Origin of the sequence: Paenibacillus sp. URB8-2 (assembly GCF_013393385.1) — a bacterium.
Taxonomy (GTDB): Bacteria; Bacillota; Bacilli; order Paenibacillales; family Paenibacillaceae; genus Paenibacillus_AQ.
The window spans coordinates 2,780,173-2,800,463 of record NZ_AP023239.1 but is presented as its reverse complement, the minus strand read 5'-3'; the positions used below and the strand labels follow the sequence as shown (position 1 = coordinate 2,800,463).

18 protein-coding genes are annotated in these 20,291 nt (G+C 45.4%); 1 reads left to right on the top strand and 17 read right to left on the bottom strand.

The features are described 5' to 3' along the window. Nucleotides 1–11: 11 nt before the first annotated feature. Nucleotides 12–1,004 (bottom strand): iron-hydroxamate ABC transporter substrate-binding protein, encoded by a 993-nt coding sequence (locus PUR_RS12825; RefSeq protein ID WP_179035577.1) that lies wholly within the window; start codon nucleotides 1,002–1,004, stop codon nucleotides 12–14. 249 nt (nucleotides 1,005–1,253) lie between these two features. On the opposite strand from PUR_RS12825, the gene PUR_RS12820 reads away from it, so the two are divergent. After that, the gene (locus PUR_RS12820; protein WP_179035576.1) at nucleotides 1,254–1,673 is read left to right on the top strand and encodes a GNAT family N-acetyltransferase; all 420 of its coding nucleotides are present in this window, start codon (nucleotides 1,254–1,256) and stop codon (nucleotides 1,671–1,673) included. Between the two features lie 115 nt (nucleotides 1,674–1,788). Here PUR_RS12820 and PUR_RS12815 read toward each other — a convergent pair whose 3' ends face one another. From PUR_RS12815 to PUR_RS12740, 16 genes are all read right to left on the bottom strand, one after another. After that, nucleotides 1,789–2,334, bottom strand: coding sequence for a GNAT family N-acetyltransferase (locus tag PUR_RS12815; RefSeq protein WP_179035575.1), 546 nt, complete (start codon nucleotides 2,332–2,334; stop codon nucleotides 1,789–1,791). A 102-nt stretch (nucleotides 2,335–2,436) separates the two neighbouring features. Beyond that, on the bottom strand, nucleotides 2,437–3,639 hold the full coding sequence (locus tag PUR_RS12810) for an ABC transporter substrate-binding protein (protein ID WP_179035574.1): 1,203 nt from the start codon (nucleotides 3,637–3,639) through the stop codon (nucleotides 2,437–2,439). A gap of 198 nt (nucleotides 3,640–3,837) precedes the next feature. Continuing rightward, nucleotides 3,838–4,194: a glycosyltransferase gene (locus tag PUR_RS12805; protein ID WP_179035573.1), complete on the bottom strand. Its 357-nt coding sequence runs from the start codon at nucleotides 4,192–4,194 to the stop codon at nucleotides 3,838–3,840. A 95-nt stretch (nucleotides 4,195–4,289) separates the two neighbouring features. Beyond that, a complete protein-coding gene (locus PUR_RS12800) occupies nucleotides 4,290–4,718 on the bottom strand; it encodes a TetR/AcrR family transcriptional regulator (RefSeq protein ID WP_179035572.1) in 429 nt (142 codons plus the stop codon). 213 nt (nucleotides 4,719–4,931) lie between these two features. Further along, nucleotides 4,932–6,389, bottom strand: coding sequence for a methyl-accepting chemotaxis protein (locus PUR_RS12795; RefSeq protein ID WP_232101487.1), 1,458 nt, complete (start codon nucleotides 6,387–6,389; stop codon nucleotides 4,932–4,934). 527 nt (nucleotides 6,390–6,916) lie between these two features. Next, nucleotides 6,917–7,961 (bottom strand): IS630 family transposase gene (locus tag PUR_RS12785; RefSeq protein WP_442953824.1). Its coding sequence is split into 2 segments (ribosomal slippage): nucleotides 6,917–7,456 and nucleotides 7,458–7,961, totalling 1,044 coding nucleotides; the frame shifts between segments, so codons are not numbered across the junction. 95 nt (nucleotides 7,962–8,056) lie between these two features. After that, entirely contained in the window at nucleotides 8,057–8,656 is a 600-nt protein-coding gene (locus tag PUR_RS12780; RefSeq protein WP_179035569.1) for a hypothetical protein, read from the bottom strand. Further along, a complete protein-coding gene (locus PUR_RS12775) occupies nucleotides 8,653–11,745 on the bottom strand; it encodes a hypothetical protein (RefSeq protein WP_179035568.1) in 3,093 nt (1,030 codons plus the stop codon). The genes PUR_RS12780 and PUR_RS12775 overlap by 4 nt, the downstream gene beginning before the upstream one ends. After that, nucleotides 11,726–12,154, bottom strand: coding sequence for a hypothetical protein (locus PUR_RS12770; RefSeq protein ID WP_179035567.1), 429 nt, complete (start codon nucleotides 12,152–12,154; stop codon nucleotides 11,726–11,728). The genes PUR_RS12775 and PUR_RS12770 overlap by 20 nt, the downstream gene beginning before the upstream one ends. Before the next feature lie 321 nt (nucleotides 12,155–12,475). Continuing rightward, a complete protein-coding gene (locus PUR_RS12765) occupies nucleotides 12,476–14,407 on the bottom strand; it encodes an ATP-dependent nuclease (protein ID WP_179035566.1) in 1,932 nt (643 codons plus the stop codon). After that, nucleotides 14,407–16,221: an ATP-binding protein gene (locus tag PUR_RS12760; RefSeq protein ID WP_179035565.1), complete on the bottom strand. Its 1,815-nt coding sequence runs from the start codon at nucleotides 16,219–16,221 to the stop codon at nucleotides 14,407–14,409. Before PUR_RS12760 ends, PUR_RS12765 begins: the two co-directional genes overlap by 1 nt. 53 nt (nucleotides 16,222–16,274) lie before the next feature. After that, on the bottom strand, nucleotides 16,275–16,931 hold the full coding sequence (locus tag PUR_RS12755) for an IS630 family transposase (RefSeq protein ID WP_232101895.1): 657 nt from the start codon (nucleotides 16,929–16,931) through the stop codon (nucleotides 16,275–16,277). Further along, on the bottom strand, nucleotides 16,880–17,176 hold the full coding sequence (locus PUR_RS26050; RefSeq protein ID WP_232101870.1) for a helix-turn-helix domain-containing protein: 297 nt from the start codon (nucleotides 17,174–17,176) through the stop codon (nucleotides 16,880–16,882). Before PUR_RS26050 ends, PUR_RS12755 begins: the two co-directional genes overlap by 52 nt. Further along, nucleotides 17,086–17,400, bottom strand: a complete 315-nt coding sequence (locus tag PUR_RS26045; RefSeq protein ID WP_232101841.1) for a hypothetical protein — start codon at nucleotides 17,398–17,400, stop codon at nucleotides 17,086–17,088. The genes PUR_RS26050 and PUR_RS26045 overlap by 91 nt, the downstream gene beginning before the upstream one ends. Before the next feature lie 658 nt (nucleotides 17,401–18,058). Beyond that, on the bottom strand, nucleotides 18,059–19,291 hold the full coding sequence (locus PUR_RS12745; RefSeq protein WP_179035564.1) for an aminopeptidase: 1,233 nt from the start codon (nucleotides 19,289–19,291) through the stop codon (nucleotides 18,059–18,061). Between the two features lie 51 nt (nucleotides 19,292–19,342). After that, on the bottom strand, nucleotides 19,343–20,113 hold the full coding sequence (locus tag PUR_RS12740) for an exodeoxyribonuclease III (RefSeq protein WP_179035563.1): 771 nt from the start codon (nucleotides 20,111–20,113) through the stop codon (nucleotides 19,343–19,345). Nucleotides 20,114–20,291 lie beyond the last annotated feature (178 nt).

Here is a 20,291-nt window from a genome sequence, read left to right as displayed (position 1 = left end):
CTCCGCTCCGCTTACTTGCCCAGAATACTCTTGTTGATGAAATTCAGCTGATAATCCAGCGTAAGCGGATCGTTGAAATAGAATGCCTTGGCATCGACTTCGTAGACCTGTTTATTTTTGACTGCGGGAATATTTTTGTAAGTATCCGTTTGCTGGAAGGCGTTATCCATTGCGGAGCTGCGGCTAAAGATCACATAGTCGCCCATATACTCCGGCATCACTTCCAGCGAAAGTGCGTACCATCCGTCCTTTGCTACCGCGTCCTTCACTTTTGGCGGCATATTCAGCTTCATGCCCTGATACAGTATTTCGGTGCCGCGGCCCCAATGATCGCCGAATACGTAAAACTGCTTGGCGTCGTTTTCAATGACCGATATGGTCTTATCGCCGATCTTGGCTCTGATTTCTTCCCCGGCTTGTTCCATGCGCGCCTTGAAGTCGTCGACCCATGCCTGAGCTTCTTTCTCCTTATTCAGCAGCTTGCCGATTTCCAGATGCTGCGTCAAATAATCGACCTTGGCATAAGTGAAGACTACAGTTGGAGCAATTTGCTTCAGCTTGTCCACATTCTTGACATTATCAAGCCCGATGATCAGATCGGGTTTCAGCTCGATAATCTTCTCCAGGTCCTCATCGGAAACCGCTTCAACATTTTTCAGTTTATCCTCGAAGTTGGGATTCATCTTGCTCCAGGAATCGACGCCGACCAGATTGACGCCCAGCGCCATCACATTGCCCGCAAATGACGACAGTACGATGACGCGCTGCGGATTCACCGGCACTTCAACGGGTCCGCTCTCGGACTGGTAATTGATGGTGCCGGACGCAGCTGCCGGGCTGGCTTCTGCTGTTGACGTGCTTTCGGGCGCTGCCGTAGCCGATGTATTGCCGGCAGCCGGACTGCTGCTGGCGGCTACGCCGCCGGAATTGCTGCCGCCGCCATTGCCGCATGCGCTGACGACAAGCGCCAGCAGGATCAGAACCGGAAACCATAATTTCTTCATTTCTTTTTTCCCCCTATGGTTGAACAATAGTTATGTATTAGTGATAATGATTATCACTATCATTGATATATACTTTAAATTCTTTGCTTCTGCCTGTCAATAAGCAACCGATATTTTTCGCAAATTTACTGCGGTATGCGTTGGCCCCTCCATATACTTGAAGCTAGCGCCGCTCCCGTGATAACTTATAGCTGGAAAGCAAGCTGATATTTGGAATGTACAGGATGCTGGTTTTAGGAGGAACATTTCATGAACAACCTGACTATTAATACCTGTTCGGAAGCAGATTTGGACCTGTTAGCGGAATTGAACCGGCAGCTTATTGAAGATGAGAAGCATGATAATACGATGAATACCGGGCAATTGAAGGAACGGATGAGGAGCTTTTTGGAAGGGGATTACAATGCGTATCTGTTCTCGGAGACCGGAGAGGTCAAAGGCTACGCCCTTGTCCGTCATGGCAGCAGCCCGCTGTATTTGAGGCAGTTTTTTGTTTGCCGGCACTGCAGAAGACAAGGCTACGGGCAGGCTGCTTTCAAAAAATTATCAGAGTTTCTGGAGACGGACAGGCTGGATATCGAGGTGATGTACTGGAATGAACGAGCCTATTCATTTTGGAAGTCGCTCGGCTTCAGGGAAAGAAGCGTTTATATGAGATTGGAACCGTGAGCCTTGAAAAGAATAAGGAGCTGCTGCAATTGATGAAACAGATTACTCTTCGCCAATCCCAAAATTCCGATGTGGAGACAATTGCTAATATAAGGGGAATTGTACTGCGACGACATCAGCCATGAAATCTCCCCATAACAATGGTGTTATAGTATTTTCCGTCAGAAAGAATTTTATCATTTTTTAAAACACCTTCAACCTCAAAGCCAAACTTCTTATAAAGTTCAATGGCTTTAACATTTGTATCTAAAACGTTTAAAGTTATTTTTTTAATTCCGTTAGAGTCGGCCCAAGAAATGGATTGTTTTAAAAGATTGTCCCCAATACCATTGCCCCAATAATCTTTTAATACGCATATTCCAAACTCTACTTTATGAGAGAATCGTTTCAACGCATTCCCTTCGCATCTTGAAAATCCGACGATCCTGTCATTAACTGCCGCAACTAAAAATAGGTTCCTGATATTTTCCGTATCCGTTTTAATTATCTGTTCAAAACCCGATATATCTATGAATCCCTCACCTTGTTCTCTGTCTAAATTTTCAGACTCTCCATCAATCTGAAATCTTATTTCAGACAGATCTTTTGCATCTTTATCCATTGCAGATCTAACCGTATAGCTTATCCCATTAATATAAAATTCCTGATTGTTAATTTTCATTACATGCTCCTTATATGTTAAGTTGATTCAGAAAAATAAGAGTGTCATAGCTGCCATCACATGGCTGCTGCGACACCCTCTCTAAGTTTAACAGGATATTCTTTATTTGGAAGTCCCCACACGGGAGTTTCTCTTCCAATTTTGCTGAAAGACCGATTGGGTATGGCCCTTCAGCTGCTGAAGATCGATGGAACGGAGATAATCCCAGCCCAGCCATTTCATCTTGGCCTGCGTCGGCAATCCGTTATCCACTTCGGCATTCAGCGCCGGGAAGGAGCATGAGGCAACCTCGCGGCCAAGCTGCGGGCCGGTCATATAGCGCGCAATCGGCTCAAGATCGCGGTAGCGGTCCTTGCGGACCAGCATAAACAGCGGATTGGAAATCGCACCGTCCTCCGGCCACACGACGGATACTTTATCCGGTCTTGGACTGAACCGGGCAAAAGCCCATGGAAGCACATAAATCGCCGCGCCTTCTGTAGACCCGCTGCCCGCGGTTTTGGCCATCCTGGAGCCGTGCCACCCGTCCTTGATCGTAACGCCAAGCCGGCGGATGCCTTCATCTCCATGCTCTTTGTGCGTATACATCAGCAGCAGCTCCGATACTTTTTCGGGAGAGCCGATCACAATGACATTATCCTCGTAGACGGGATTCATCAAATCAGCCCATTCCCGCGGACGAGGCAGCGAACCGATCCGGGTTTCGTCTATCATCATCACATAAGGATAGATCCCATACAGCGTATAACTGCCATAGGGATCGATCAAGTCACGGGAAAGCGAAGCAGTGATCGGCATGTCCACGGCTTGAAAAACGTTCTTCTTCAGCAGATTGTCCCTAAACTCGGCACGGAAGAAATCGCTGAAGCCGCAGCCGCTCACAATTCCCGGGAAGTCGCGGACGTTCTCCGCCTGCCAGACATTCCGGTACGGATTGCCGCTGCCGCAGTTCCGGGGCAAGTAACAATTGAAGCTTTGGCCTGTCTCTTCCCGGTAATCCGTCATCCAATCGTCAAAACAGGCCTGAAACCGCTGGCGCATCAAACAGATGGTCATTCCCAGAAAATCCACCTCTCCCGCAGCCGGCAGCGTCCGGTCTTCCTCCCCTTCATTCAGCAGTGACAGCAGGGTATCCGCCGGTTTCCCTTCGCTTTTCAGCATCCGGTTCAGGTAAGAGTCTGCCCCGTAACGGCGAAGCAGTTCCCCAGACGAGTCCGCATCAAAAAAATCCTTCAACATACCTTCTTTGTCCGGATAGCGTTCCAACACTTCGCCAAGTTTCAAATACGTTCTGATCGCGCCCAATTTTTTGCCTCCTTTAGACTTGTTATGCCTCCTCTGCGATGACTTTTCATGGTTTCATTAGATTTTCTTAAAAATTTCATAAAAAGGGAGTGATCCATGTCATACTAGCCGCTGCCCAGGACAAAATCGTGAGCAAGACGGGACATCATTATGCCGTCCAGAATGGCACAAAAGTCGAAGTATATACCGCGAATGACTTCATAGATTTGAAAAAGGGGCACCCCCGGACCGATAAAGAAGACCGGCCCAGGGATACAGCATCGTCAGTATACAGGATAAAGAAGTGGGCAGGGCATTCCGAAAGCTGAACACCGATTTTTCTACACTTCCGATTAATTGTCCCAGACTCTCATACCAGTTCCAGACGGCGATCATCCGGGTTCCGTAAGCGGCATCCTGGTGGCAGCCCGCCTGTTTGATCCGTTTGCCGAGCGTCGCGTCGTCCGTTGTGTTATAGGAGAAAGCTGCATGTGTTCCGATTTGTTCGTACGCGCTGCGCTTGACCAGATTAAAAGCTCCAACGCCAAGCGATTGCGGCGCTTTAGGGTTTTTCACCCTCCAGAGCATGCCAAAGGACGATGCGCTCAGGAAAATAAAGGTGCCATACCATTTGGAGAACAAATGGCCGCCGTGAAAGTCCGGTATCAGCGTTAAATGATCAAGGGCGCATGGCTCGGTGGGCTTAACAGCAGGCTAAGCCCCAATCCATAGAGCGCCTGTACAGTCGACGGCTGTACACCGGGAAGCGAGGCCAGCTCCTGGCCCGCTTTCAGCAGATCCTGCTGATAGTTGTTCATGACGAAATCAGCAATTGCGTACAGCTTCTCCGAAGGAGAGGAACAAGTCAAAGCGCGCTCCTGCCAGCGCTCCCCCCATTTCCGCATGGTCTGCTGCGCCAAAGCAACGAACAGCTCCTCTTTGCTCTTGAAGTGATAATAAATATGCCCCTTACTGTGCCCGGTTACCTTGGAAATATCGGCGATCGAAGTGGCGGTGTACCCTTTCCGGGAGAACAGCCCTTCGGCTTCACTCAGCACATCCTGACGGACACGCTCGCTGTCATAGCTTCTCTTGGCCACTCTTCCTCACCGCTCCCCTTAGATATAGAACGATTGTACTAAAGCGATCATAAAAGAAATCCAGATTTTTGGCAAGCGGGAACTAACAGTGGAGACGGCGTGAATCCCTGCTACCGCATAGTGGACGACAGTATGCCCCGACGCCCGCAAGGCGCGCACTTTGAGCAGTGCGCGCCTTGACTCGGCGCTGTCAGAGCCAATGCCCGGGCTGAATCATGAGGTAATGAACCTTCCGATCAGCATCCGGAGTTCGGCCGCCATGACGCTGATCCTTTCCGACTCCAAGCTGACCTCCTTCATCGATCCAAGTTGATCTTCCGAGGAAGCCGCCACATTGCGGAAATGTTCCGATGCCGTCCGTGATATTGCCTCCAGCTCGCCAACCGATGCCGCAAGCTCCTCAGAGGTCGCACTCATTTCCTGCGAGGAGGAAGAAATCTCCTGAAGCCGGTCTGACACGCGAGCGATCCCGGCCACTATCTCTCCAAAGGCGCTGCCCGCTTCGTTGACCAGAGTCCTGCCTCTCCTTGCTTCAGCCGCTCCCTGTTCCATGATTTCCGCCAGCTCAGCCGTTCCCGTCCGGATTTCCCCAGCAATCCGGGACGCGGCCTCAAGCGAAATCTGCGACTGATCAGCAAGCTTCCGCACCTGCTCCGCGACAACGGCAAAACCCCGTCCGTGCTCGCCCGCCCTGGCCGCTTCGATCGCAGCGTTAAGAGCCAGCAGCTGAGTTTGCCCGGCAATGTCCGTCATGAAGGCGGAGATTCCGCCGATTTCTTCCGAACGAACCGCCAACCTACGGGCGGCGGCGGCCATTTCCTCCGTCATGCCGGTGATTCGGTTCATCTGCTCCACGCTTCCTGCGACTGAGAGTCTGCCTTCTTGAGCCGCGCTCGTTGTGCTTGCCGACAATTCCGCCGCCTCAGCGGCTGATTCGGCAATGCGCTGCACGCCGGAAGTCATTTCCTCCATCGCCCGGCACATCTCCACCGTCTGCATCGCCTGCGTCTGGGCTCCGGACGCCGCTTCCCGCATCCGGTCGGATATATCCGTGCTGGCTGCCGCTGTACGTTTCGAGTACTCGCTCACCTCTGAGGAGGACGTGAGCAGCCGCTCCGTTCCGTCCTTAATCCCTTCGATCACCGTCCGGGTGCCGCTAACCAGGGAGTCAAAGGCGGAAGCCAGTCTTCCGATTTCATCTCTGCGGGTAACGGGCACGGCCACGGTTAGATCGCCATCTCCGACCCGAAGCATCTCGCGCGCTAGCCTCTTCAGCGGAGTGGTTAAAAATTTGGCCAGCGCGTAAACGAGCGCGAGGCTTGCAAGCAGAATTGCGGCTCCGGCAATCAGCATCATTCTCCGGGAAGCGGCCATCGATTCATAGACATTCGTCGCATCTAAATCAGCTCCCATTATGCCGAGCAACCGTCCCTCCCGGTCATAAAAAGGGACATAAGCGGATACCGTCGCCCCATACTCATCCCGGGACAAATCTCCATATTCGGCCGTTCCCGCAAAAGCCTTCACCATTTCGGGATAGTCGTTGTCCTCCACCGAGCCAAGCGGTGAAAAATCATCCTCCGCAGCATCCGCCGGCGCTGCATCCACCATATAGAGGTAAGAGGTCCTGCCGCCGTTCTCCGTCCTGTTCAAGGTGTATAAATATTTCAATCCGGTGATCTGTTTATTACGAGGTGAATTTGAAAACATGGGAATCAGCAGCAAATCGGCTTGGAAGGCCACCTTCAGATTGAGAACTGAAGGTGGCCTTTCCGACTCATCGGCAGTGAAAAATAAGAAACACTTCTTGACTGTTAAGCTATGATTTTACTCAAGACTGATTCATGCTGTTGCAAGTCTTGTAAGGAACTGACGCAAATCATTTTCATGATCGTTTAACACTTGGATGTAGTAAGCAATGGGATTTATGGCTTGACGGGTCAAATTCATTTGCTCTAATAGAGTGCTTTCCAATTCGGAGCGACCATTTTCATAAGTTTGTGTACGGTTTGGTTTGCCAATTAGTTCGCAACATTTATTGAAAAAAGGCTTTTGAAATCTTCGGTTTGGCCAGCCCCGAAAAAGATCCCGATAAAGGTAACTATAGTACTTATCAATTGTTAACTTATGAAATTCTTCATGACCAGCATACCAATGAATGATCTCCTCATTCCATCTATATATTCGGCATTTAATATTTAGAATTGAAGACATAAGCGTTCAACTGTGGCAGCGGGCGTTTCATTAATCAAACGGATAAATCCTTGAACAACTTTGCGAATTTTTTGTACCGAGTCGAAGAAGACATTATGAATTACGGATGATTTTAACCAGCCCCACAATTCTTCAATCATGTTCAAATTCGGACTATACGGAGGCAAATAAACCAAGGTGAGTTTGGCTTGATGTTCTTTTAAAAAAGGCTGGATGAGGTCTGCGTGATGAATTCGTGCATTGTCCAAAATCATCACGATTCGGTCGCCTTCATACTTTTCCAAGACGCGTTCCAGAAAGGACAAGAATTCTTTGGCGGTATACTGTTCTTCTTGTACGCAAAACACTTCGCCGGATTCATAATCCAGCGTCCCGATCAGCTTCGCTCCCCAATGCTTGCCGTAGGTGGGAATGATTTTTTGCTGCCCCTTGGGAAACCAGGTACGAGAAAGCGCTTGGTAATCCCGGATCATGGACTCATCTTCAAACAGAATCCGGTCGATGCGCCCAGCGAGGAGTTTTTTTTAACTCCTGAAAGTGTTCTTTGAATTCTTCTTGTTTCTGTGGGTCTGCTTTAGCCAGTGTGTAGGTCGGCTTCGTAAAGCTAAGCTTCAAACGGTACAAAAGGTCTCGTGTCCCTCGATCCGAATACCGAATATTCCACTTTTGTTCGATCCATTTCCGAACGAGTGGAGAAGTCCAGTTCATCTGGGAAGGAAATCCTTGATCCTCGGGCGTTTGATTCGTTATCACTTCATACACTTGTTGCTCTTGTTCAGCAGTTAACAAGCGATGTCGTCCTGGAGGACGTCCGATTTGTAGCCCCTGCATCCCTTGCTCTCGGTAAGCTTTGCTGTAGTTATATAAGGTCGCAACCGTTCGTCCTGTCACTTCGGAAATTCGTTCGTAGGATTCGCCAAGTAACAGCAGGAGGATCGTCTGATACCTTTCGTGCATCCGTAAATCTTTGTTTATTTTCATCGCGGCTTTGATTTCCAGAATGGCTGCTGCTTTGTGTTCTTCTGCCACACCAACTCGTACACTCATTTGTATCGTCTCCAATAATCATCGTATTGAAGACTATTATACTGGAATTTATTTCTTTGTGGGTTGTGCATGATCGCTCAACTCAATTTATTTTTCGCCGGGTATATATCAACAAGAGTTAAAGAGGTAGCGACTCCGTTCTCGACGTCACCTTTAAGAGCTTGTAAAGTTGTTTCTAAACTTACGAACATATTATGGGCTTTGTTCTCCAACTGCTCTAGAGCGAAATGATAATCGAAGTCATTTGCTGGAAGCCTCAACGGGTCGGCATTAAATACAGTTCTTATCGTTCGCCCTAATCCACCTATGAGTTCCATTTTATAATTTAGATTTTGGTGTTTGTTATGGCAGTACCAACTTCGAAGCTCTTGGAGAGCGTAGACGAAACTGATCAAATTTTGCGGAGTACGCAATTCTGAGTCGCTGCATCTCCAATATGAAGAAAGATATCGGAATAGTCCTCTATGCATTCCCCTGAATAAAAAAGGGCTGCAATCAAAAAACAAGCTATATAAGTTGGTCAATGCAGTCCAAAAACGTTCTTTATCACTGCTATGTTCACAAAACAATTTTGGGTTGTAATAATATGAAACAAGTAGGTTGGGATGTATACTTTTCGCCAGCGCATTCATTCTGTCTATCTGTGCATGAGAAAAGAGAATGCTGTCTTTCATCATGCATCACCCCTCTCCAATTCTTTATAATTTTTGCGTCGACGATGTGCCTGAAAACCAGTATAGGAGAGGGAGAGTTGTACATTTTCAATGATACCGCCTCGTCGAACCTCGTCACGGTGGTGAATATTTTCAAGTCGGTATATGACACGATCCAGAAGCGGTCGGTGCTGCTTTTTATCTGCATTATCGTAAATGACCATGTATCCTCGACGATTGGCTGTGTCATAATCGTATTTAAACTTAGCGGTAAAAGTTTGCGGAACCCCATTCTTATCGCAAATTAAATGTAACGCTCGCTTCTCATACTCTCTCGAATCTCTGAAGGGTTTTAGGTATTCTTGTGTAGAATAATAGTCCCCAAGTTGTGCGCTGCAAAGCGCCGCCAAGTAACGGATTCGGTCCCTAATGAATCGACTGCATTGAAAATAATGTTCACACAAATAAAGTAGCTCTTTCCACTCTGTTTGGTTCAAGCGCGTTGGCTGACATTCTTTTTCTCCAAATAGTGGGAATCGATTATGATATAACCATTTTATATTAATGAGCATAAATAAGCTGGCGGGATCATGGTGAGAGATTTCTGCATAATGATTGAAAAGCTGAATAATTTTTTCACATGTATTTATATGGCTCTTTTTAAACAAAGGTTCATTATAATTGAACTTACCTTGCACTTTCTTTTCCAGTTCCCTGATAATATTGCAGGCTTTTAAGTAAATCCCTGTCGGTTCTTTACGTTCAACGGACTTAATGAAGTAGTCATCGCTATCTAATAATTCGTCCATTCTCATACCGATTTCACCTCGAAGTCTGTTTAATTCATCTCGACTTTCAATGGTGAAACTGTCTTCAGAAGCTTGAAAAAAGTCAAGCACCGAGTACATTTGCCGCAACGTATGTGAAATATATTGTAATTCTTCTTTTTTTGCATGCCTTAGTTGATTTAATCCTGCATTGAGGATTGGCGAATACGCATAGCCGTTTGTTGGATAAGCAACCAAAACGTCTTGCAGCGAATCGTAAACATCGTCGAACAACATGCCTCGATAAGCTTCGTCCATTTTGGGCAGCTGGAAAATCCGATTGTTCAGATTCGCCTTCTCTATTTTTAATTGTGCAAGAGTCAAATCCATTTTTCGATGATTATTTCCGGAATGAGAGATGATTTGTTCCCGCTCCCGAATTTGCTTCTCGGCAATTTCGAGTGCTTCCTTATAAGCGTCCAACTTCTCTTTGTCAGTTAGCGGACACTTAGGCATTAAACAATATTCTCTCCGAAGTGTAATTTCTTGCAAAACTAGACTATTGTCCTTCTCCTTTTCTCTATAATCATTAAGTGCACCAATTAGTTCATCGAATGAATTATAAGCTTCATCCCATAGTTTCTTCTGCTTGAATGTATGATTATTAGGACCAACCAATTGAATAACATTGCGAATTAGCTCATATTCATCTCTATTCCGACAATTAACATGCTTTAACAAAATGGTAATGATATAGTTTAGGATTTTGATCTTTCCGTCTCTTTGGAATGGACTTATCCCAAATCCCTCTAATAATAACCTCGATTCCAATTCGGTTCGAATGCTGACCGTACTATCCCAACTGTCATCTTCATTTTTTTCGAAGGCAAGAAACGTCGCTGAAGAAATGGCACCTCGCAACGCTTGGTTACCTGTGCCGAATCCCCCCATCATACGGAGGGCAAAAACATAGGGCACCTTTTGGCCGTACCAAGTGCAAATGGCAACAGAAGTGATGATCATTCGGAACTTCTCATCTAACTCCTTGCGGCTCGCTTCTTCTGTCCCATCGTATTCTGAGACGAACCATACGAACTTTTTACCCGCATCATCATAGGCCTTCTTGAGTGCATTAGCAAACGTATTTTCAAAGAAGTCTATGTGATGCTGCTCGGATATATCAATGACATGATCAACAAGTTGACTTGTCCCTTTGTCGACTTCCTGCGTAATCTTTTGGCTGAGCGTGGAACGGATTTCGTCAATGATGTACATGGAAGCAAGGAAGTTTTCGTTCCCGCCGTAGCGGTCGATCAACAGATCGACATCAGTCCTACTGTAACCACCATTTTTATGTAGACAGTCTTTAACTTTATCCAGTTCTCCTTCTCGTAGCTTGACGTCTACATTGATGACTTTAAAATACTCGTCATCATGCTGATTAATGAACTCATAAGAAGAGCAAACGATTTGAACTTTTCTACCTAAGCTCCTTAAAGCATTCAATAGCTTAATCGCTTTCTTGCGAGACTCCGGCGAATATGCTGCCAAATCCCATATGATCAGAACAGGTACCGCGGAATCTGTTTTTTCTTCAAGTATTTTGATTAAGTCTTCCAGATGGCCGAATAGACTATTCGCTTGCCAGCCAATTTCATCAGAGTAATCGTAAGAAAAGCTGATGCCAGGATCTTTAATATAAATGACAGGATATGTTTTATCGCTAAAAATGCGAACAGCAAGCGCGGCTAAAGCATTCGATTTGCCACTACAGGCTTGGCCGCACAACATAATGGGCTTGGCTTTGCGGTCTCTTGTATTGGCGTCTTTCAAGATAGCATTCGTTTCTATATATAGATCATTCTCGAAATAACGGTTAATATGGAAGTTTTGCTCTTCGTGGAAACCATACCATAGTGGTTCTCCTTCCGCACTATTCTTTAAAAAAGTTTTAAAGTAGTTTGTACGGAGCTCACGTGGAAACACAACACTCGTATTCACCGTGTCATAATCCAGCAATGTGGCAAACCGGCTGACGTAAAATAGGGTTTCTTTTTCTGAAGCGGAACTCAATGAATATGGTGTCCCGTTAATGAAGAGTCGCTTGTCTCGATTGGAATTTTGTGTTGAAAAATCATCGTCTCCTAAAAAATCAATTGTATCGAACAAATCTTCGTCTAGTTGCCAATAAAGATCCGTGATTGATTCCATAGAAGTAACTGCGTAACCGTCTTCAATCGCCTCTTTGCAGCGCCGATTTTCCGTAATAATTTCATTGGCTTCTAAGAAATAAATCAGAGGCTTCCGCTTGACGCTATAGGCTAAATTATTTAGCGCTTTTGGCATCAATGACCTCATGGTCTGGGTTAAATCCGACACAAACCATCCGACCAAACTCTTTGAGTCTGCTTTTGATGACGTTAAACATGTTCTCGGCTTCCGTTTCTATTTCAGAAGCTCGGCGCTCCACGTTATATTCTGAATCGCCAAAGAGCCAAACGAGCGGCATTTGCGTCTTGCTCCAAGGAAGATCCTCTAAGTCCCAAGCAGAATAGACTGGTTTCACTTTTCGAGTATCGCTTGAGAATAAATTAGTAATTTGCGTGTCCATTTGAGTTGTGAAAACGCAACTCCAACTGATTCCATATAGATCAGCATGCCGACGCATATCAAAACCGTCACCCAAAAATAAAATCATTGGTTCTAAATGAATCATTTGTTGTATTGTTGAAATGATGTTATCTTTAGCGCTCAAAAATACGACCTCCTCGTTATAGATATTTGTGCAGTTTCCACGTTTATCTATAGTGATTTTGACTAATGTGAAGAAATACCTTCATCTGTACAAGGTTATTCTTAAGTTTTGTGGGTACGAAATGGTAGCACATTTGCTGTGTTGTCCCAGTGTATGAGAAACGCTAACCAAGTGGGAACTTCATTTACTAAGATAAGTAGCGCTCGATCCTACAATTATTTTGCCTCGTTTGATTTATTTCTAACATTGTGTAGCCGAGTATCCCCTCATCTTAATCGGCTATCTTAATACAGTAGGAAGGGGGGACAAGATTTAGAGGTTTCACAAGTAATTAACCTTTTTTATATACGCAATGATTTTATCCAAACCTTTAATAAGATCATCAATCATTGCAGCATTGGGCTGTGGAATAATGCTTTGCTTTAATAAATGCTTAACTTCAAAGTTGTTATATATGTACCTAGCAAGTTCATCTTTGTGCTTAATAGTACCGCTTTTTGCAGCCACTCCAGTAAGCCCTCTGCTTTCTAATATGCGACCCGCCCCTTCGGAGGAGGAAAATACATCCCAATCAGATACTGACAAAGATCCGCTAATTTGGGATGAAGGATGCTGCTCCCTTTGAGAATAGAATTTTTTTAGGAGTTCAGGATGAGTATAGTTTTCTAGTTCTCTTCCGGACAAAATCCAAAGATTTGGAATTTGATCAGTTTGACTTTCGATATTATCTTCATTATCAATAACACAGTCATTTAATAGGTAATGCGTCCGATTCTGTCTGTTTAATTCTTTTGCAATCCTTATGAATCGCTTGTATTTTTGAGAGTCCTTGGTTGTACGATCAGAATCGATTACTACGAAAGGATTTGGGTTTACTTTAAGCACTTTTAATAACGTATCTTCTTCAATATCATCAAGCGAAATTACAGCTTCCTCGAAAGAATAATGGGAGATTGTACTACCGCCTGTCATAAGTAGTGAGTAATGCAGCCCCTCCAATAAATAAGTGTTCAGCTTGCCTTGACTAATTAGATATTCACAATAGGTTTTGATCCAGGTTCGAAGCCAAAAAACTTCAGATGGGCCCTCAACCCAGATAACACTATTACTCAATAAAACATCGCCCGGGAGCACACCTAATTCATTGCAAATCTCTCTAGAAATTCTAGAACCCGAAGGATCTGACCCGACATGTTTGAAAAAACCACTAAATGAACATGCTCCTTCAATTTTTTGAGAACGATATAAATAATCTTCTTCTGTCGCTGTCTCTATTGCAATAGGTGAGTGGGTAGAAATAATAAACTGAGCGCTTCCAATTTGTTTTATAACTTTCATTACTTCTCTAACAATGCCTGGCTGCAGATGACTTTCAATTTCGTCTATAATTATTAACATTTTTTTATTACGAACAAGTTCCATTAACAAAATATACAACATCGTATACCCTGTTCCGACTTCTCTCGACGACAACTCCATATTACCGCTAAAGGTGAACCTCAGTTCTTTCTGATTAACATTTGATGAGACCGCAACAGGTGAATCCAGATGAAGTTGCTTTTCAATATACTGCTTCACTTTATCTTTTGCGGTTCTTTTCTCAGAAAGGTGCTCCGTTTCATTCAACCAATTCACAAGCTCGTACCCACTTACGGTTATACTGTCTTCACCTGCACGGTCAAAAGCTCGAATTGGGTCGAATACCAGTATACTTCCTTGAAATATGCTATATAAAGCATTGCATATCTTCACAACTTCTTCGTCGTTAATTCCAACGCTATTTAAAAACTCCGTATTAAATGCTATTTCAAGAGATTGGTTTTTATTTGTAGCTATATGTGAACGGACTCCATCTATACCTATACAGATATTCCCTAAATATTGCTTGCCGCATTTATGAATTTGAATGACCATCTCCGTTTCATCAAACTTCACCAATTTATTTAAATTCGGATCTTGATAATGTACGAGATTAGAATTATCAATAGTAAAATCCATGACAATGGGGTTGCTCGTATCTAAGTTGTAAAAATCGTTATCTGTTATCTTCTCCGCGGCAAACTTCATCGTATTTTTGACTTGTCCATCCAAATTGTATTGAAATATCCGAACGAGCCTAGCCAATAACGATTTTCCAGAGTTATTCGGTCCGACAATAAATGTTGCATGGTTTCTTTTTGATAGCAAAAGGACTTGTTTATTCTTTACTCCTCTATAATGCTCAATGGAAATTTGCTTTATAAAATACGACATTATTCGACATCCCACCAACGATGAATTGTGTCTCTCACATTATAATTATTAAGCCTTCTCTTCCAGATCGAACTAAATCCAACATCACTCGAGTTTGGTTCAGGAGAAGGTGGAGTGATAATAACCTTAGTAGGTATAGTGACACATTCTCCCGCAACCAAGCACTCTCCATTTTGAAAAAAGGGAATCATGCTCGATAATGTATTTAAATGATCTGGAAGCACTTGATTTATAAAAGCTTGATCATTGGGATTAGTCACCCGAAGAACAAAAAAATTGGAACACTGGGATACAATCGTTTCACATAGATCGGATGGTCTTTGACTAATGATTAGCTGGTTAATTCCGTACTTACGCCCTTCTTTTGCAATTCTACCTAAATACTTTTTAGGCAGTCGTGTTATAGAATTCGACTCTTTAGGTATGTAATTATGAGCTTCTTCAAAAACAAGATATAGTGGTAGTTTTTTTGGGCTAGGATCCCATAATTTATACTCAAAGCATATACGAGATATGACCCCGATGATGATTGGCATAACTTCTGAAGGCAGTGTAGATAAATCAAATATAGTCAGTTGAGTTGTTTTGCCACCAGATGGAACGGACAATAAACTTTCCATAAATCTATAGAATGAAGTCGAGACATCAAAGTTATTAGGAAACAAAAATTGGTATCGTCGATCTGAATATATACTTTGTAGTTTTTCAATTACTTGGTCGAGTTCTCCATAATAATTTTTATCTTGATGAACTTTGTCCATCTTACCGTCTCTAGGAATGTTGGTATTGCCAGAACTGGGCAAAAAATCACCTGTACTTAAGTCGATAGCAGGTTCGTTATCAGAACTCCAGATTGTCCTTTTATTTAATCTAATTAAAGTAGGTAATAATTCATCTGCAAATGAGAAATAGAGCGGAGCGTTAATATTTACCTTGGCAATCTCCCCAACAGTTGCTTTTATTTTCTCTTGTTCACGTTCTTTTAACGATACTATGGTTTCTTTCAGAATACGGATACCGTTGCTATTCTTGTAAAGGTCCACTTCACCAAGAAAAACAGACTGAAATTCATCAAAATTTAATAGCCAATACGGAGTGTGAAGATCTACAGAATCAATCTTATTTACTTTATAGCTGCCCCTTTTATTTGGAAAAGCATTATCATACTCATCATGCGGATCAAAAAATACAACATGGCTGTAAGGATGACTTTTCAGGACATTTTGCATGATACTGGCCACAGTACATGATTTCCCTGATCCTGTTGAACCCAAAATCACAGAATGTTTTCCAAGAAACTTGTCTATATGAATGGAAATATCCTCTTCCTGAACACCAGATGCTTTTCCAATTGTTATCCCAGCGCCTTCATTTAAGGCAAAAAGCTGTTTCTTCTCCTCGGGAGATAATAAATGACATTTCGCATTAAATTTTGGATAATGCCCCGCTCCGCGCATAAACTTTAGTTCGTTCTTTACTTTTAAATCTTGATAACCAATTACTTTTGCAACTGCAATAGCCTTATTTTTTGGTTCAGTGCTTCTATGGAGCCCATATGGATCTTGTTCAAATGATGAAACCAGCTTGATTTCCTCGAAAATACCAAAATGCATTATATTATGAGTTGAAGGCCCACCAACTAGAAAAATATCTCCAACAGTTCCTACATTGAGCTTGATATTTTTTCCTGCTTCTAATACTTTTTCTTGTTCCAAGTTATTTGCTAAGATATCTTGATAAATTTCTATGGTCACGCTCATGCCAGTAATCGAAACAATTTGTCCAAATGGATGATCCTTCATTAAAATATCCATATGACTTGCACTCCCTCGTTACTCAATATTCTATCCCTAGTGCCTTGACCAGATCAAATTTCAGGATACAAATGCTTTAACTTGCCTCGTGCCTGCTCCGTGGTAAATTGCCAATCGACAGATTTCTGAATTCGGTTGCGTTCGGTTTCCCAAGCGGACACCTCGCCCTGCAATTCTTCAATAGAGGTGATTCGGCGGTTCAGGCATTGGATCGTCATTACACTGAGTTCTATCTCAGCAATGTTTAACCAACTTCCATGCTTAGGGGTATAATGGATCTCTAGCCGTTTTGCCAAAGCCAACGCCTGTTCAGGCGGAAAGGTTTCATACAAGGACGAGATCGTATGGGTATTCAAGTTATCCATCACGAGCCGAACCCGTTTCGCCTCTGGGTAGTGGACCTCCAGCAGTTCTTGGATCTGCAGAGCCCAATCGGATTTTGTGCGTCTTTCCGAAGCCTGCACGTGACGCCACCCGGCGAGCGGCTCCGTGAACAGAAACAGGCTGCAGCTGCCTTTGCGAACATACTCGTAGTCTTCTCGCAGAACCTGTCCTGGCTTCATAGGTTGCGGTGGGCGCGAATGATCGAGCAGCTGGATCGGCTGTTCATCCATACAAATGAGCGGGATTTCAGGGTCATAAGGCAGGGCATAGGTCTCTAAGACGTCTTCCATCCGAGCGACGAATTCACTGCTCGATTTGGCGGGAATGCACCATTGTTTTTCAGGTGAGGCTTAAGTTTCGTTTTTAAAGTCGTCCGAATGGTTTCTCGTCCGACCGATTCTAAAATATTCAGCTCAATGACTCGGCGCGTTAGCAAACGAATCGTCCAGCGCGCATACCCTTTTGGAGGCTCAGAGCAGGCTAATGCAATAATTCGGGCTTCCACCTCACCGGTGATCGGTGAAGGGCGTGCCGGTTCAGCACGGCGGCGGTAACAGAGCGTTTGCTCCAGTCCGTGGGTACAGTAGTCTCTAACGGTGTAAAAACGGTTGCATTACTGACTCCTGAACGACTGGCAATTTCAGTCTGCTTGGGAATAGCACCTTGATTTTCATCCGAAAGAAGCAGCACGAGACAGCGGCGGCGAATGCCGGGAGATGTCGTTTCGGCATGAAGAAGTTGTTCAATTCTTTCACGTTCTTTCGGCTCAAGCCGAACCTCGTATTTTTTGTTCATTTGCTTGCCCTCCCATATTTTTCTTATAGAAAGAGCATAAAACTAGAATAAAAATAGGTCAAGGTACTAGTGCCCTCAATTACTTTGACTTCAAGTTTAGTAATCAATAGGTGACCAAGCAAATTCAATTAAGGATTATACAACATTCGCCAAAAAACTTCATAATCCTCCCATTCTGATTATATCCAATAAAACTATGCTGATGTGTGGGTATGAGGATATGTAGGATGTGAGGATTGAGAGCTGTGCTGATATATGGTTGTTTGGGATGCATGGGTTGTCTGGGATATCTGCAGGCATGTGCGGTTTCTGGTGGAACGGGTGATTTTGAGATCAGTAGATTATATAGGTATCCGTGTTAAATGGGATCAATATGCGTGGGTGATGAAAGGGAAAACCTCACTGTTATTTCGCAAAAAAGGGACGAAACAGTCATTAAGCGGGAAAATCTCCGGTTTATTTACCCATTCCTATTCAAATTCGGCCAAAAGGCCAGATTAGAAGGGAGATTTTCCCGCTCAGTCTACCGGAATCCCCAGTTTCACGAAAATAAGAGGGAGAAATTCCGCCTTATTTGAAGCTCAGCATCATCACACTGCTTTGCTGTCAACCTCGGAGTCGTATCCCCGGATGGCATCCATCAGCAGATCAGCATTATTTACGCCCAGTTTCCTTTTATGAACACCGGTTCAATCGTTCCGTCCGGCAGTTCGCCGTCAATATCCAACTCCGGGGACCCAATCATAAAATCCACATGGGTCAGGCTGACGTTAACGCCTCTGGCCAGCAGTTCGTCCCGGCTCAGCTTTGTCCCGCCCTCGATGTTGACAGGGTACGCGCTGCCAAGCGCGAAGTGGCAGGAAGCATTCTCGTCAATGCCGGTATTGTAAAAGATCCGGTTCAGCCGGGAAATCGGCGAATCATGCGGCACCAGCGCCACCTCGCCCAAGTAGGACGCGCCTTCGTCCGTCTCCAGCAGCGAAGCCAGATGCTCGCGGCCTGTCGAAGCGTCAAATTCCGTCACCTTGCCATCCTTGAAGGTCAACTTTATGCCGTCCACAAGCCGACCGTTCAGATTAAGCGGCAGCGTGCTGCTTACCGTTCCGTTCACGCCTGTACGGTGAGGCATGGAGTATACTTCCTCCGTCGGCATATTGGCGACAAAATAGACGCCCCGCTCATTCTCGCCTCCCGCGGCCCGCCACAGATGCCCTTCAGGCAGTTCAACGCGCAGATCGGTGCCCGGGGCGCGGTAGTGCAGACTGCGGTAACGCTTGGCGTTCAGCTTGTCCTGTCTTTCTTTCAGACGAACAATATGCTCCCGCCAGGCTGCGACGGGATCGCCGTCCGCTTCCACGCGGTTCATCTGAAAGATGGCCTCCCACATGGCGTCAATCCGCTCTTCTTCCGGCAGGTCGGCGAATACCTTATCCGCCCAGGCCCGGGTGGGCGCTTTGACCAGCGACCAGCTGATCCGGCTGTTGCGGGTGTACACCTGGTACTTCTGGCGGGCGACCGCCGCCGCTTTTACCGCAGCCGATACTTTGGCGGAATCGATGCCGCGCAGCAGTTCCGGATCGGGCACTTTGATATGCAGAATGGCTCCCCCTTCCTCTGCGAATTTCTCCAGCATATCCGCATGCCACTGCGGGTAATAGCCGAAGGAATCATCCGGCGCTTTCTCGTAACGGATACGGGTTATGGCCTCATCGTCCCAATCCATCATGACGTATTTGGCGCCCGCCTCATAGGCTTTGGCCACAATCAGCCGGGTCAGCTCGGCGGTCTCCAGCGGCGCGTGAACCATCAGCACCTGCCCGGGCTGGATATTCACCCCCACCTTGACGACCAAGTCCGCATATTTTTCCAGCATTTGTTCAAAAAAAGCCATGTCTGCTCATCCTCCGTTTGTTCATTTGTTGAACCGCATCTTACTAGTGTATCACAATGGAACCGTGGACGTGTTCAGCTCCAGCACGACCGGACAATGATCGCTGCCCATGACCGCGCACTCGATCCGCGCATCCTCAACAGCCGGAGCCAGCCTTGCGGACACGAGAAAATAGTCAATACGCCAGCCCACATTCCGTTCCCGGACCTTCGGCATATAGGACCACCAGGAATATGCGTCCTTCACATCGGGATGAAGATGGCGGAACGTATCGATAAACCCCGCTTCCAGCAGCTCGGTCATCTTTTGCCGCTCCTCGGGCGTGAAGCCGGAATTGCCGTTGTTGGATTTCGGATTTTTCAAATCGATCTCCTGATGAGCCACGTTCAAATCGCCGCATATCACGACCGGCTTATGCTTGTCCAGACGCTGCAAATGCGCTCGGAAACGCTCCTCCCATGCCAGTCGGTACTCCAGCCGCGACAGGTCGCGCCGGGCATTGGGACTGTAGGCGTTGACCAGATAGAAATCACCGAATTCCAGCGTGATGACTCTTCCTTCCGTCTCCTCTTCACCTTCCAGCCCTAGGGTGACGGACAAAGGCTCTTTTTTGGTAAACACCGCGGTTCCGGAATACCCCTTCTTGACAGCGTAATTCCAATACTGCCGGTATTTATCACCGTGGTCGAGCGTGATTTGCCCTTCCTGGAGCTTCGTTTCCTGCACGCAGAAGATATCCGCGTCGCAATCCGCGAAATACTCGTTAAATCCTTTGTTCACACAGGCTCTCAGCCCGTTGACGTTCCACGATACTAACTTCATTCTCCCTTATTCTCCTCGCTGATGTTCCTTGATTATAATAAGATGACTGCCGAAATTCCTGATACAACCCGGGTATTCCTATCCTCCGGCCGGAGGGTCGATATGTATATTCTTCTTATAAGAATAGCAGTTTGCCGCCGTATCTTTCAATGTCTGCGGTTCGGAAGGAGACCTCTTA

What these genes read in the sequence shown, in the direction of transcription:
- PUR_RS12760 (WP_179035565.1), bottom strand. Translation starts at nt 16,221, where the DNA reads ATGGATATTTTAATGAAGGATCATCCATTTGGACAAATTGTTTCGATT.
- PUR_RS12765 (WP_179035566.1), bottom strand. Translation starts at nt 14,407, where the DNA reads ATGTCGTATTTTATAAAGCAAATTTCCATTGAGCATTATAGAGGAGTA.
- PUR_RS12780 (WP_179035569.1), bottom strand. Translation starts at nt 8,656, where the DNA reads ATGATGAAAGACAGCATTCTCTTTTCTCATGCACAGATAGACAGAATG.
- PUR_RS12745 (WP_179035564.1), bottom strand. Translation starts at nt 19,291, where the DNA reads ATGGCTTTTTTTGAACAAATGCTGGAAAAATATGCGGACTTGGTCGTC.
- PUR_RS12825 (WP_179035577.1), bottom strand. Translation starts at nt 1,004, where the DNA reads ATGAAGAAATTATGGTTTCCGGTTCTGATCCTGCTGGCGCTTGTCGTC.
- PUR_RS12815 (WP_179035575.1), bottom strand. Translation starts at nt 2,334, where the DNA reads ATGAAAATTAACAATCAGGAATTTTATATTAATGGGATAAGCTATACG.
- PUR_RS12820 (WP_179035576.1), top strand. Translation starts at nt 1,254, where the DNA reads ATGAACAACCTGACTATTAATACCTGTTCGGAAGCAGATTTGGACCTG.
- PUR_RS26045 (WP_232101841.1), bottom strand. Translation starts at nt 17,400, where the DNA reads ATGAACAAAAAATACGAGGTTCGGCTTGAGCCGAAAGAACGTGAAAGA.
- PUR_RS12740 (WP_179035563.1), bottom strand. Translation starts at nt 20,113, where the DNA reads ATGAAGTTAGTATCGTGGAACGTCAACGGGCTGAGAGCCTGTGTGAAC.
- PUR_RS12775 (WP_179035568.1), bottom strand. Translation starts at nt 11,745, where the DNA reads ATGCCAAAAGCGCTAAATAATTTAGCCTATAGCGTCAAGCGGAAGCCT.